We start from the raw sequence: 13,807 nt of genomic DNA, 5'->3' as shown, positions 1-13,807 counted from the left end.
ATTAAGACCTAATAAATTCTTGAGCTATGTCAATTAATTTTATGAAATCATCAGGAACAATGCTGACACCTCCAACTAGAACACCGCCCAGTTCAGGAGTGGCATAAATATCCCTAACATTACCAGGTTTTACAGAACCCCCATATAATATAGATATTTTTTTACCATTTTCTCCATATTGAGCAACAAGTTTTTTGCGAATGAATTGGATCATTTCAGAAATCTGATCATTATTGGCTGTTAATCCGGTACCAATGGCCCAAATAGGTTCATAAGCGACTAACCCATTAAAATCTTGAGGTAGGGAAGCTTTTAACTGTGCCTCTACAATTTTTTCTTGTTGGTTTGTTTCTCGTTCTTGTTTGGTTTCACCGATACATACAACAGGTAATAGCCCTTTGTTTTGTGCAGCGATTGTTTTTTTTAAAACCAGTTGATCACTCTCCTGATGATCTTTTCTCCGCTCAGAATGACCCAAAACAACGTATTCCACTCCAATATCCTGTAACATGGCAGGGGAAATATCACCCGTATGTGCACCTTTATCTTCAAAATGGCAATCCTGAGCACCAAGTACAAAAGGGCTGCTTTCGATCATTTCTTTAACAAGTTGTAACTGGGTGAACGGTGGGCACACGACTGTCTTTGCAATATTCTGATGATTTGTTGCATAGGTAAGCAAAGTTGAAACAATATGTTTTGCCTCTTGGGTTAATCCGTTCATTTTCCAATTACCAATAATAATCGGGCTGCTCATTTTAATATACTCCTTTGAATAAGGTAATGTTTGATAATCAGGATAGATAAGATATAAAGCTTATAGTATATAATGTGGATATGTTATGAAAGGATGTTTTTTAAAGCTGTTTATGAATAATATTTTCAAATGTTTTTGTGGATCAGTTTGGTCTTATCAATTATAGAATGATTCATTATCAATTAAAATAACGCGGTTGGGTTATATCACATGTTATCTCGGTTAAGGCATTTATTTATTGATTCCTGGTTTGGGCGAATTCTCGTCGCACTCATATTTATTGTATTTGTTGGATGGGGCGTCAGTGACATATTCATGAATGTCTGGAACAATGGCCTTAATGGTGATCCTAATGTTGTTGCCAAGGTTGGTGATAGAAAAATTTCTGTAATGGAATTGGATAACCTTTTCCAAAAGCAAATATACCAAGAGGCTATGAAAGAGGGATATTCGGATATTTCCCAAATTCCACCCATAGTTAAAAATATGACAATTAATCAAACGTTGCAGCAGCTGATCTTGCAAAATATTTTGATTAATAACGCTCATTCATTGGGGCTTAATGTTCCTGATACGGTGATTAGAGATACAGTCTGGAATATGCCTGAATATCAAACAGATGGAAAATTTGATCGTGAGAAATTCAATTTGCAGTTAAAAGCGGCAAATATATCCGAAAAATATTTTCTTTCCATGGTTCGGGATCAAATATCCATTCAAAACATGATTGATCCAATTGTATCGGGGGTTAAAATTTCTGATAGTTTTGTGCAGCCCTATTATCAATTTTTGAATCAGACGCGAAAATTATCCTTTGTTTCAGTGCCATATAGTCATTTTCATTCAGGAGAAACGCCAAAGGAAGAAATATTGAAGCGTTATTATGACAATCACTTATGGGAATTTAAAATCCCTGAATATAGAAGGGTAAAAATTGTCATTCTATCGCCTGACACAATAGCCAAAAGTCTGGAGATTGATGATAAAAGTTTACATCAAGCCTATGAAAACAAGAAAAAGCAATTTGTTCATTCTGAAGCCAGAAGTTTTCAAGTATTGACTTTTAACCAGCAAAGTCAGGCGCAGACAGCATCTGTATATTGGCGTCATCAAAACAACTGGGAAAAAATACAGGAGTATGCGCATAATAATCAAGGAACGGCTTTGGAAATGACAGGTTTAGAAAAAACGGCAATTCCTTTGCCCGAACTGGGTAATGGGGTTTTCAATGCAAATCCTGAAACAGTGACAGAACCATTCAAAACAACTTTGGGTTGGTCGGTAGTTAAAGTAACCCGGATACTACCTTCCAAAATTGTTAGTTTTGAACAGGCCAAATCACAATTGAAAGTTGAAATTGCAAATGAACAAGCCAAACAGGAATTGGGAAGTCGTGTTTCCAAATTACAGAACATTTTGGCAGAAGGAAGTAGTCTTGATAAAATTACATCTGATATAGGTGCTGATGCAGTGGAAGGAACAATTAATGAACAGGGATTGACCCTTAATGGAGAACAGGCACCTATACCAGCAAGTGGAAAATTCAGACAGAATATGTTGACCAAAATTTTCTCAACTGCCAAAAATACCTATCCTTCTGTGATAGATGGCGGAAATAATTCATATTATGCATTTTTAATTGAGGATATATTGCCTGCTCATGAGGAACCTTATGATAAAGCAAAAAACAAGGTTATAAAAGCCTGGCAAAATGCAGATATTTATCATCAGGCAAATATTGCCGCTACAGACATATATAAAGCTGTTTTTGTTCAGAAAAAGAAACTTGAAGAAGTAAAGTCAGGTTTTCCCTTACAGTTAAGTCAGGGATTTACTAGACAAAAGCCAGCCCAGAATCTATCGCCAGTATTGCAGAATGCAGCTTTTTCAATGAAACTTGGGGATGTCACTATGATTGAATCAAATGATGGTTTTGTGGTGGCAAGTTTGAATTTGATTGAAACACCGCAATCGAAAATTGATCAGGACAACTACCAAATTTTGAAAGATAAATTAGCTCAGTCTTTACAAAACGATATTGAGGCTAGTTATGCAATATCATTAGAACAATCAAGTAAACCCACAATCAATAAAAAAGCGCTTGATGCGTTAATTGATCAGCTGAGCCATTAACTCAAAAGGGATTAAGATTTCGTGTTGAATGAAGATTTTCAGATTAATCAACAAAAAACAGTAATATATTCAATTAAATCAGCTGATTTACTGACCCCTGTTGCTGCTTTTTTAAGATTATCCGAATTGGTTGGAAAGAATCTGACCAATATTTTTTTGCTGGAAAGCGTGCAAGGAGGAATAAACAAAGCACGTTATTCCATTATCGGTTTATTTCCCGATTTGATATGGAAATCTATAGATGGAATTGCCTATATTAATCGAAATCCATCAGACAATGCGGAAAATTACATTAAGGAAAATAAAAAGCCTCTGGAATCTCTGCGTGCATTGATTTCTGAAAGCCAATTAGAAATTGATATGGATATTCCACCCATGGTTGGTGGGATCTTTGGATATTTGGGATATGATATGGTCAGACAGATGGAAGATCTGCCCAATCCTCCGGCCAATGATCTTCATTTGCCTGAAGGAATCATGATCAGACCTTCTGTTTTTGCAATTTTTGATGCTGTTAAGGACGAACTGATTTTGGCGGCACCTCTAAGGGATACGTCAGACAAAACAGAATTTCAGGCAAAAAAAAACTTGCAAAAAATTCAAGAAGCATTGGCTGAGCCTTTTCCTTTAGAGCAAAAAACTTCGAATATCAATCCATTAACATTACCAAAACCGCAATCAACATTAACCAAAGATCAGTTTAGGGATATTGTTCAAAATATCAAAAAATATATTTATGATGGTGATGTCTTTCAGGTTGTCCCCAGTCAACGCTTTTCTGTTCCTTTTGCTTTATCACCAGTATCATTATATCGTGCGTTAAGACGAATCAATCCGGCACCTTTCTTGTTTTGTCTTCAACTTGAAAATTTTGCCCTGGTTGGCTCGTCACCTGAGATTCTTGTCAGGTTGAGAGGTGGAAAAGTAACGGTTCGCCCCTTGGCGGGTACTCGTCCAAGAGGTAAAAGTTATGAAGAAGACCTCAAGTTAGAAAAAGAATTGTTGGCTGATAAAAAAGAATTGGCCGAACATCTTATGCTGATTGATTTGGGTCGGAATGATGTTGGGCGTGTCAGTGAAATTGGAAGTGTAAAAGTAACAGAAAAATTTGTTATTGAACGATTTAGCCATGTAATGCATATTTCATCAAATGTTGAAGGTAAATTGCGTAAAGGGCTAACCGCTCTGGATGCTTTGATTGCCGGTTTTCCAGCTGGAACATTGACGGGAGCACCCAAAATAAGAGCGATGGAAATTCTTGATGAGGTAGAACCAACACGCAGAACAACCTATGCAGGATGTATTGGCTATTTTGGAGCGGATGGAAGTATGGATACCTGTATAGGATTGCGAACAGCTCTCATTAAAGATCAGCATATGTATGTTCAAGCAGGGTGTGGGGTGGTTGCTGACAGCGATCCGGAAGCGGAATACCAAGAGACAAAACATAAGGCAAAAGCATTATTTCGTGCCGCTGAAGAGGCTTGGCGTTATACGTTTACCAACAAGAATTTTTCTAAAAAAGCAAATTAGTCATATGCTTTAATCAAATTTTTGGAATTCGAAGAAATCATGATTTTACTTATCGATAATTATGACAGTTTTACATATAATCTCGTCCAATATCTTGGTGATTTGGGATGTGACTGTCAGGTTTACAGAAATGATTCAATCTCTGTAAGTGAAGCCATATCATTAAAACCTGAGGCAATTGTTATCTCACCTGGCCCTTGTACACCTTCTGATGCAGGGATATGTTGTGAATTGATTAAAAGTGCCGCATCAAGAATCCCCATTTTGGGTGTTTGTCTTGGACATCAGGCTATTGGGCAGGCATTTGGAGCCAAAATTATCAAGACAAATCCCATGCATGGAAAAATTTCTAAAATCAAACATGATGGAAAAGGAATATTTAAGAATTTGCACAATCCCCTAAAGGTAACTCGTTATCATTCTTTAATTATTGAAACGGAAAGTCTCCCTGATGATTTTAATTTAACGGCATTCACCGACGATCATATTTTAATGGCTTTGCAACATAAAAGATTTCCTTTATATGGTGTGCAATTTCATCCAGAAAGCATTGCTTCTGAACAAGGTCATGATTTATTGAAAAACTTCCTTTTTTTATCAAATGAATGGAATGAAAAAAAGTCATTGAAAAACAGGATTTAACTTTGTCTTTTACACATATTTTACAACAAGCCTTACAAGGACAAAAGTTTTCTACGGAAAAGTCCTATGAAATTTTCGAGCATATATTTTCTGGTAATGTTCCAAATGCTCAAATAGCGGCTTTTTTAATAATATTACGAATGCGGGGTGAAACGGTTGAAGAGCTTTTAGGGGCTGTTCAATCAATGCGTCAACGCATGCTGTCCATAAAACTGATTGATGATGAAACAATTGATGTATGTGGAACAGGCGGAGATGGACGTAGCACTTTGAATATTTCTACTGCTGTCAGTTTTGTTCTGGCCGCTCTTGGAATACCGGTTGCCAAACATGGAAATCGGGCACAGTCATCCAAAAGTGGTGGTGTTGATGTACTATCTGCTCTGGGTATTATGCCAGAGGATGATTTTGAAGTTATTGAAAATAATTTGCGTGATAATAAATTGGCTTTTTTATCGGCCTTTATTCATCATCCGGCTCTTAAAGAAATTAATATTGTACGTAAAGAACTTGGAATTCGGACTATATTTAATTTACTGGGTCCTTTATCCAATCCGGCAAATGTTTCATATCAAATGATTGGGGTATATCATGAAAAATGGTTGTATCCTCTAATCAAGGTCTTGCAAAAACTGGGTTCAAAACGGGTATGGGCTGTTCATGGGTTTATTGATCCCAATAAATCCGAACACGGTGTTGATGAAATTACGTTGGCAGGACCATCAACGATATTGGCCCTGGAAAATAACAGGATTGTACCGGTTGATTTAACATTGTCCACTATGGAAGCGGCCGGTCTGAGACATACCCCACTTACAGAGATACAGGGTGGAACACCTTCCGAAAATGCGAAGGCATTGCTGGATCTTCTTTGTGGTGAAAAAGGTGCCTATCGTGATACAGTCTTGATAAATACCGCTATTGCGCTACATATTGTAAAAGGTTATTCTTTGATAAATTCACATGGTGAAATTGATCCTTGTATCTTGAAGAGACTTATAAACCAAGCGTCTGAAGCGATCGATAGCGGTAAGGCTTTATCAGTTCTTCGGGCCATACAAAATGAAAACCATTTTTAATTAGACAATATCATGAATGACGAAGAAAAATCCAATTCCGTTTTGAATGCCATTTTGCAATCTGAAAATCATCCCTCTGATGTATTGGAGCGAATTTGTGCAAGAACAAGGGCCGAAGTTGCAAAAAGGGCAGAAATAAAATCCTTCAAGGATATTATTCGAGAAGCAAAAAATAAAAATACGCCAACTCGCGGTTTTGCTAAAATAATAAAAGACCAGGTGGCAAAAAAACAGATTGGATTAATTGCTGAATGTAAAAAAGCGTCTCCATCTGCAGGAATTATTCGTCCTGACTATGATCCGGCGATGATCGCGGTTCAATATGAAAATGCAGGAGCTTGTTGTTTATCCGTTTTGACAGAAAATGCATATTTTCATGGAAATAATGAGGATCTCAAAATTGCAAGAGATGCTTGTTCCCTTCCTGTTCTACGTAAAGATTTTATTCTTGAACCTTATCAAGTTTACGAAAGTCGCGTGATTGAAGCAGATTGTATCTTATTGATCATGGCCGCACTAAAAGATAAAGAAGCGGCCGCCTTACTGGAATTGGCTACATGTTTGGAGCTGGATGTGCTTGTAGAAGTACATGACAGGGAAGAATTGAACAGGGCGCTGGCATTGGATGTTTCTCTTATTGGCATCAATAATAGAAATTTGAAAACCCTGAAAACGGATATATCGATAACTCAACATCTTGCTCCATTGGTTCCTCCTGACCGTATTATTGTTTCAGAAAGTGGATTAAAAACGTTTGAGGATATTCAGGCTGTCCAGAAAGTTGGAGCTGGTGCAGTATTGGTGGGTGAAAGCCTATTATCACAAAAAAATGCAGGGGCAGCGGCCAGAAATCTATTAGGAATTAAATAAAATTGTTTTATGTTGTTTTGCGTATCTGTTTTTTACAATCGGGAATATGATCTAAAATGACTGTAAAACGTATTGTAGTTCGTCATCAGACAGTTTTATCTGGTGAGAATATTGCGAAACTTCCTAAACCGGCGTGGATTAAAACAAGGATTAAACATAGTTCCAGTTTTAATGAAACGGATACCTTGCTTCAGAATTATCAACTAAATACCGTTTGTGCAGAGGCTGCTTGTCCAAATATTGGTGAATGCTGGTCAGAGGGTCACGCAACAGTAATGATTTTGGGAAGCATTTGCACAAGAGCATGTAAGTTCTGTAATGTTGCAACGGGAAAACCTGACCCAATTGATCATGATGAACCATCAAAAATTGCTGATATGGTTCAAAAATTAAAATTGCGTCATGTTGTAATTACATCTGTTGATCGTGATGATTTAAAAGATGGTGGGGCCTCCCATTTTGCAAATGTTGTCAAGGCTATAAGAAATATTTCTTCAACTGTTACAATTGAGGTGTTGACACCTGATTTTCTTAGAAAAGATGGGGCGTTGGCTGTTATCAGCGCAGCCAAACCCGATGTTTTCAACCATAATATGGAAACAGTTCCACGTTTATATCCATCCATTCGTCCAGGTGCTCGTTATTTTCAATCAATGAGAATTTTGCATGAGGCAAAAATACTGAATCCGTCCATATTCACAAAATCGGGGTTAATGCTTGGTCTGGGAGAAACAAAGGAAGAAATCATTCAGGTTATGGATGATTTAAGATGTGCTGAGGTAGATTTTTTAACGTTGGGTCAATATTTACAACCTTCTTCCAAACATGCACCTGTTATGGAATATGTTCATCCTGATGAATTTAAAGAATTGGAAAAATTGGCTAAATCAAAAGGTTTCTTAATGGTAAGCGCTTCTCCTTTAACACGTTCATCCTATCATGCCGATGCAGATTTTACGGTGTTGAAACGTAAACGGTATGCATTGCATTAAACTGTTATGTTTATAATAAAATATTCTGGAGTGATGATTGATGCCTACGCATACCGAACAATGTTTAATTAACCATACACCCGAACAAATGTTTGATCTGGTTGCCGCGGTTGATTTATATCCAGAATTTTTGCCTTGGTGTAACGGAGCGTATATTCGATATAAGGATAGTGAACTTTTACTCGCTGATTTAAAAGTCGGTTTTGGACCTTTTACCGAGGTATTTGGTAGTCGTGTTGAGTTATATCGTCCTGATAAGATTGAAGTGACCTATGATCGGGGGCCCTTGAAATATTTAAGTAATCATTGGGTTTTCCTACCCGATGAAAGAGGGTGCACAATTGATTTTTTTGTCGATTTCGAGTTCAAGTCAAAGTTAATGCAAAAAGCTATGGGGTTGATCTTTCATGAAGCGGTCCAAAAAATGGTTTCCGCTTTTATCAAGCGTGCCGATGATATCTATGCAACAGCATAATAATTTTTTATTATGGATGCCAGTTTAAGCCCATAATGAGGGATTATTTACTTTACTGATTGTAGCTATTTAAATGATAATAAAGTATAATGAAATTGTGACTAATAACACAAATAAACATGAACTGATTTTTATTAATTAAAAATAAAAATTAAAATGTTGATTATATATATTAAAGGATAGAATCATGAATTCTACATTTAAATTATCTCTAATGGCTGCTGCTTTTGCCTATGCTTTACCTGCAACTACAATGGCGGCAACGCATGGTCATCGTGCTTCTCATGTTGCCAATCATAAAATAAGACATGGTAAGTCTCATAAATCGAGACATCATCATTCTGCCTATAATCAAGATAAAGACAGCCAAAATCAAGCCACGCGTGATTTGAATGCCCGTAGCTTGCAGACTGCACAATCAGTAAATCGTGATCCCAATACTGGTGTACTTGCTCCACAAAGTCCAGCGGGTCAACAACCCTCAACACCTGTTGTGGGACAACCTCCTATGCAGACCTCTCCCTCTGTAAATGGACCAATTAACGCTTCGGCACCTCCTACAATGGGGGCACCTGTTGGACCCGCGAATGCGCAGGGTGCAGTCAATCCAAATAATATGCCTCCTGCAAATTAATTTTATATAAAATTGGTTTGTCAGCAGATCTTTTTTAAAATGATCTGCTGATATAAGAAATAAAAAATCTATACCCAAGTAAAATGTTTTTTAATTAATACCAAAGCGTTTATGGTGGCCTGTAATCGAATTTCGTCTCGATTACCGTAAAAATTGTTTTTTTGCACAACAGGCTGATGACCTGATTGTTTAAATGCTATCCAGACTAATCCTACAGGTTTATTAAAAGAACCACCATCTGGACCTGCAATACCCGTTACTGAAACAGCACAATTGGCATTGGGTGTTTTTTTTAATGCTCCATGAACCATTTCTTTGGCAACTTGTTCACTGACTGCACCAAATTGGTTTAGGCTGTTTTCTGAAACGTCCAGAATATTTTTTTTCATTTCATTGGAGTAGGTGATCAGTCCACCCTCAATATAGTGCGAAGAACCTGCTAAATTGGTGAGACTTGAACAAATCAGGCCAGCTGTACAACTTTCAGCTGTGACAATTTTTAAAGGAAATTTTTGTGATAGCAAAGCGATATCCTGACAAAGCTTATCACATTTATTTTTCAATAATGTCATATTCATAAACAAATTCCCTTCATTGATAAACTAAGAGGCTCTATTTATTTATATTGGTTTGGTAAATCATTAGATTTTCCATTACATGTTGAACATAATTTCTTGTTTCGGTATATGGAATCATTTCAATCCAATCTATCATATCAGTATAAGTTTGTACTGAATTATTTTCTGATGAATTTAACCAGTTTTTCACACGGTTGGGTCCAGCGTTATAACTCGCGATTGTGAAAATGAGATTATTATCAAATCTTTCCATCAGTTTTGCTAGATAGGCGGTACCCAAACGAATATTGTTGTCAGCAACAATAAGATTGCCAGGGTTACCCATATTGAGGGGTATTTTTTTCTGATGACACAATTCACGAGCGGTTGAGGGAAGAAGCTGCATAAGACCATATGCATGGGCACGACTAACAATAACTGGATTAAAGCTACTTTCTTGGCGCATAATTGCCAAGGATAAACCCGATGGCAATCCTTCGTTTGCAAGTGATTCATAAGGTCTTGGCCAGCCATTTTTCAAAAATATATAACCTTTTGCTGCTGCTTGACGAGATATGGTTACAGCATTGTCCGGTAAATGTATCTGATTGGCATAATTTGCATTAATGATCTGATTTGCAATATCAAAATGTAATTTGTTATAGGCTGCTAAAAAAGGACGGGCATGATTATAATCACCCTGTTCAATCAAAATTTGAGTCGCTTGTATTAACTCATTGTTTTTAAAAAAAATATATTGAGAATTGGAAGAGGAAGCTTCCTTGATATTGGTAAGATATGTTTGAAGAATTTTTTGTAGGGAATTTGGATTTAATAGTAAATTTTGAACATTCAAATGGTGTAGTTGAGCAATGGAAAGCTGTCCATAGAATGTAACCGGATATTTAGAGGCCGCCCTCCATGCCTGGTTTGCCTCATCGTTATTATTATTGGCTTGATAGGCACGTCCAAGCCAATAATATCCACGAGACTTGATTGATATGTTATTGGATTGAATTAATTTTTTAAAATAATTTATTGATTTTAAAGCATTATTCAGTTTTCTTAATTGTATCCACCCCCCCAAGAATATTTCATCTTGTTGACATGAGGATGGATTGCAACTGGCATCCGTAATTAATGAAGCCGCCTGTTTAATATTATTATTTTTCAAAAAGTCACGAATAAGATTGTTTCGCTCAAACCAAAAACGTTTTTGGTTTGATTTCAATTCTTCATTTAATCCAGTAAACCGCCAATATTTCAAGGCTTCTTCTTGGCGGTTCTGTAAACGTAACCATCTTAGGCGATTGTATATTAGACTTGTATCATTTAAATCGGATTTTGAAAGTTTACTTAGATAATTTTCCGCATCTTGTTGTTTTTTTCTAAACGCAAGACGTGCCAAAGCCAAATTGCTTTGTTCTGAGGTAAGATACTTAACCTGACGGGACGCTGCAAGTGTTAAACCCGCGTTTTCCAGCCTATCAAATCGGTTCCAATTGTCTTGTTTGGTAAAATATTGATTATAAGCAGGTAAAATATCTTGTTCATCAGCAGGTAAATTGATGGAGAATATCCATGCTGATCGAGCTTTTTGAATTAATTCAGGTTTCACCTCAGTTTGTTGTGCACAAAATTTAAGAGCAGATGCCTTTTTTATGGGTTGGGTTTTACAAATGTTTGAAATGGCATTTTTATCTGTCTCATTTAAAAGTTGCTTTTGCATAAGGTCTAAGAGAACATTTTGATTGGGCCATGTCGGATTGTTGGTTATGAAATCAGCATAGGTTGTTGCTGAAAAGTTATTTGTCTGAAGTAATTGTAAGTATAGATTGAGCTTATCGTTTATTTTGAGATTTTTGCCGGTTTCGTGAGATAAAGAAACGGCCAGTTTTTGTGAAGGAGAGACATGACTGGATCTTGTTTGCACTGAATGACTCTGGCTGCAGCCAATAGATGATAAGGATATAAAAGTTAAAATTGAAATGAAAGGTATTTTACTTTTGTTAATAATCAAAAAACTCATTAAAATTATCCTTATAAGTCTAAAATTTAACCCAATAGATTATATAGCTGCACACCACCTTTATAGATAAGTTCGATAGCAACACTTAAAATAACCAATGCACCGATCCATGCAAGCCATTTATAACGGTTCAATAATTTTGCGATATAGGAAGCAGCCATTCCCATCAAAGTAACGGACAGGAAAATTCCTCCCGCCATTAACCATAAATTGTTTCCTGCAGCACCTGCAACACCCAAAACATTATCGAGACTCATTGAAATATCCGCAATAATGATACTTCTTATGGATTTTTTTAAAGTATTATGAATCGGTGGGGTGATATTGTGTTTATCATGACTGGAATTTTTTATTCCATCGACTATCTCCCAGCAGACCCATAAAAGAAGGAAACCACCGATCAAATTCAGTCCGGGGATCTTTAGGAGATACTGTACAACAAGGGCAAACATTATCCGGATAATTGCGGCCGCTCCCAATCCCCAGAATATTGCTTTCTTTTTCTGGCTTTCGGGCAATCCATTCACCGCCAGACCGATTGCGATGGCATTATCTGCGGCAAGCGTTATATCAAGCAGGATTATCCGAATAAGACCGATAAAAATGGAAAGGATATAATCAAGCATCGGGAATTAATTACTTTCATGATGATTTAACTTAATTTTATTCAAAATAAGGCTGGACGAATTATATAAAATCTATGATATAAACTTTTTTTAAGCTATCGGAAAGAAGAAAGGAAACCAGAGAATGATTCCACGTTATAGCCGTCCTGAAATGACTTCTATATGGGATGCTGAGAATCGTTATCGTATTTGGTTTGAAATTGAAGCTTTGGCTTGTGAAGCAATGTCGAATTATGGGTATATCCCGGCGAATTCAGCAAAAAAAATTCGACAGAATGGGGATCATGCAATGGCCACATTCAATAAAGAGGATGTTCAGGTTATTGATGCAATCGAAGCCAAGGTTCGTCATGATGTTATCGCTTTTTTAACATGGTTGGCAGGAAAAATAGGGGAAGATAGTCGTTTTGTTCACTTGGGAATGACATCTTCGGATGTGTTGGATACATGTCTCTCTGTTCAGTTGACACAAGCTGCTGACCTTTTGATAAAAGATCTTGACCGAGTTCTTGAAGCTCTAAAGATGCAGGCTTATGACCATAAATATACCATGACCATTGGTCGAAGTCATGGGATACATGCAGAACCACTAACCTTTGGTTTGAAATTGGCTGGATATTATGCGGAATTTAAACGGAACAAGGAACGTTTGACCGTTGCCCGTAAGGAAATTGCCATTTGCGCCATATCTGGTGCCGTCGGTACCTATGCGCATATTGATCCACGGATCGAGGCTTATGTCGCCGAACATTTGGGACTGCAAAAGGAACTCGTGTCAACACAGGTTATTCCTCGTGATCGGCATGCTGCCTTTTTTTCAACCTTGGCTATTATTGCAAGTTCTATTGAACGTCTAGCAATCGAGATAAGACATTTGCAACGCTCTGAAGTGCGTGAGGCGGAAGAATATTTCCATCCTGATCAAAAAGGGTCTTCCGCAATGCCTCATAAACGCAATCCCGTTTTATCAGAAAATTTAACAGGATTGGCAAGAATTGTAAGATCACATGTTATTCCAGCACTTGAAAATGTAGCATTGTGGCATGAAAGAGATATCAGTCATTCTTCAGTGGAAAGAATGATTTGTCCTGATGGAACCGTAACTCTTGATTTTGCCTTGAATAGATTGGCAGGAGTTATGGAAAAACTGGTTGTTTATCCTGACCAAATGAAGGCAAATCTTGAAAGTCTTGGAGGTGTTGTTCATTCTGGTGAGGTATTGCTGGTATTGGCCAAGGCAGGTTTATCACGAGAGGCGGCCTATCGTATCGTTCAACGGTGTGCCATGGCTACCTGGACAAAATTGAATACAGCAGATGGAAAAACATTCAGGGAAAATCTGGAAAATGATCCAGAAATCATGGGGAAAATCAGTCCTGAGGTTCTGGATAAAGCCATGGATGGTAGTATGCATACAAAAAATCTTGATTATATTTATGCGAATGTTTTTGGTGAAACCGGGCCTGTACCAGAATAAACA

General features: G+C 37.1%; 13 protein-coding genes. 9 read left to right on the top strand and 4 right to left on the bottom strand.

All coding sequences use genetic code 11. The features are described from left to right. Nucleotide 1: 1 nt before the first annotated feature. The gene (gene tpiA, locus H3T46_RS01770) at nt 2-757 is read right to left on the bottom strand and encodes a triose-phosphate isomerase (RefSeq protein WP_198197244.1); all 756 of its coding nucleotides are present in this window, start codon (nt 755-757) and stop codon (nt 2-4) included. 210 nt (nt 758-967) lie between these two features. Between tpiA and H3T46_RS01765 the strand changes: the two genes are divergently transcribed. The 8 genes from H3T46_RS01765 to H3T46_RS01730 all read left to right on the top strand — a co-directional run bounded on the left by H3T46_RS01765 (nt 968) and on the right by H3T46_RS01730 (nt 9,115). Next, nucleotides 968-2,890 (top strand): peptidylprolyl isomerase, encoded by a 1,923-nt coding sequence (locus H3T46_RS01765; RefSeq protein ID WP_198197243.1) that lies wholly within the window; start codon nt 968-970, stop codon nt 2,888-2,890. 21 nt (nt 2,891-2,911) lie between these two features. After that, nucleotides 2,912-4,423 carry an anthranilate synthase component I gene (gene trpE, locus H3T46_RS01760; protein ID WP_198185315.1) on the top strand — a complete coding sequence of 504 codons (1,512 nt, stop codon included), beginning with the start codon at nt 2,912-2,914 and terminating at the stop codon, nt 4,421-4,423. 39 nt (nt 4,424-4,462) lie between these two features. Continuing rightward, complete coding sequence (locus H3T46_RS01755; protein WP_198197242.1) at nt 4,463-5,065, top strand: aminodeoxychorismate/anthranilate synthase component II; 603 nt, start codon at nt 4,463-4,465, stop codon at nt 5,063-5,065. Between the two features lie 2 nt (nt 5,066-5,067). After that, nucleotides 5,068-6,144: an anthranilate phosphoribosyltransferase gene (gene trpD / locus H3T46_RS01750; RefSeq protein WP_198197241.1), complete on the top strand. Its 1,077-nt coding sequence runs from the start codon at nt 5,068-5,070 to the stop codon at nt 6,142-6,144. 12 nt (nt 6,145-6,156) lie between these two features. After that, a complete protein-coding gene (trpC, locus tag H3T46_RS01745) occupies nt 6,157-7,014 on the top strand; it encodes an indole-3-glycerol phosphate synthase TrpC (RefSeq protein WP_122123602.1) in 858 nt (285 codons plus the stop codon). Between the two features lie 56 nt (nt 7,015-7,070). Beyond that, nucleotides 7,071-8,006 (top strand): lipoyl synthase, encoded by a 936-nt coding sequence (lipA, locus tag H3T46_RS01740; protein ID WP_155565478.1) that lies wholly within the window; start codon nt 7,071-7,073, stop codon nt 8,004-8,006. Between the two features lie 40 nt (nt 8,007-8,046). Next, nucleotides 8,047-8,481, top strand: a complete 435-nt coding sequence (locus H3T46_RS01735) for a type II toxin-antitoxin system RatA family toxin (protein WP_155565477.1) — start codon at nt 8,047-8,049, stop codon at nt 8,479-8,481. Between the two features lie 187 nt (nt 8,482-8,668). After that, nucleotides 8,669-9,115: a hypothetical protein gene (locus tag H3T46_RS01730; RefSeq protein WP_198197240.1), complete on the top strand. Its 447-nt coding sequence runs from the start codon at nt 8,669-8,671 to the stop codon at nt 9,113-9,115. A gap of 68 nt (nt 9,116-9,183) precedes the next feature. Here the strand turns inward: H3T46_RS01730 and H3T46_RS01725 are convergent, their stop codons facing one another. The 3 genes from H3T46_RS01725 to H3T46_RS01715 are packed head-to-tail and all read right to left on the bottom strand — an operon-like array spanning nt 9,184 to nt 12,327. After that, nucleotides 9,184-9,693 carry a CinA family protein gene (locus H3T46_RS01725; protein ID WP_198197239.1) on the bottom strand — a complete coding sequence of 170 codons (510 nt, stop codon included), beginning with the start codon at nt 9,691-9,693 and terminating at the stop codon, nt 9,184-9,186. Between the two features lie 34 nt (nt 9,694-9,727). Beyond that, entirely contained in the window at nt 9,728-11,701 is a 1,974-nt protein-coding gene (locus H3T46_RS01720; protein WP_198197238.1) for a lytic transglycosylase domain-containing protein, read from the bottom strand. Nucleotides 11,702-11,727: 26 nt separating this feature from the next. Beyond that, nucleotides 11,728-12,327, bottom strand: coding sequence for a YjbE family putative metal transport protein (locus H3T46_RS01715; protein ID WP_155565473.1), 600 nt, complete (start codon nt 12,325-12,327; stop codon nt 11,728-11,730). A 124-nt stretch (nt 12,328-12,451) separates the two neighbouring features. On the opposite strand from H3T46_RS01715, the gene purB reads away from it, so the two are divergent. Continuing rightward, nucleotides 12,452-13,804: an adenylosuccinate lyase gene (purB, locus tag H3T46_RS01710; RefSeq protein ID WP_155565472.1), complete on the top strand. Its 1,353-nt coding sequence runs from the start codon at nt 12,452-12,454 to the stop codon at nt 13,802-13,804. Nucleotides 13,805-13,807 lie beyond the last annotated feature (3 nt).

The organism is Commensalibacter sp. M0133, assembly GCF_016101485.1.
Lineage (GTDB): Bacteria > Pseudomonadota > Alphaproteobacteria > Acetobacterales > Acetobacteraceae > Commensalibacter > Commensalibacter melissae.
This window is presented reverse-complemented; position numbering and strand designations above follow the sequence as displayed.

Excerpts from the sequence above, each read along its gene's own strand:
- H3T46_RS01765 (WP_198197243.1), top strand. The coding sequence starts at position 968 with ATGTTATCTCGGTTAAGGCATTTATTTATTGATTCCTGGTTTGGGCGA.
- lipA (WP_155565478.1), top strand. The coding sequence starts at position 7,071 with ATGACTGTAAAACGTATTGTAGTTCGTCATCAGACAGTTTTATCTGGT.
- H3T46_RS01720 (WP_198197238.1), bottom strand. The coding sequence starts at position 11,701 with ATGAGTTTTTTGATTATTAACAAAAGTAAAATACCTTTCATTTCAATT.
- H3T46_RS01755 (WP_198197242.1), top strand. The coding sequence starts at position 4,463 with ATGATTTTACTTATCGATAATTATGACAGTTTTACATATAATCTCGTC.
- H3T46_RS01735 (WP_155565477.1), top strand. The coding sequence starts at position 8,047 with ATGCCTACGCATACCGAACAATGTTTAATTAACCATACACCCGAACAA.
- trpC (WP_122123602.1), top strand. The coding sequence starts at position 6,157 with ATGAATGACGAAGAAAAATCCAATTCCGTTTTGAATGCCATTTTGCAA.
- purB (WP_155565472.1), top strand. The coding sequence starts at position 12,452 with ATGATTCCACGTTATAGCCGTCCTGAAATGACTTCTATATGGGATGCT.
- H3T46_RS01725 (WP_198197239.1), bottom strand. The coding sequence starts at position 9,693 with ATGAATATGACATTATTGAAAAATAAATGTGATAAGCTTTGTCAGGAT.
- H3T46_RS01730 (WP_198197240.1), top strand. The coding sequence starts at position 8,669 with ATGAATTCTACATTTAAATTATCTCTAATGGCTGCTGCTTTTGCCTAT.
- tpiA (WP_198197244.1), bottom strand. The coding sequence starts at position 757 with ATGAGCAGCCCGATTATTATTGGTAATTGGAAAATGAACGGATTAACC.
- H3T46_RS01715 (WP_155565473.1), bottom strand. The coding sequence starts at position 12,327 with ATGCTTGATTATATCCTTTCCATTTTTATCGGTCTTATTCGGATAATC.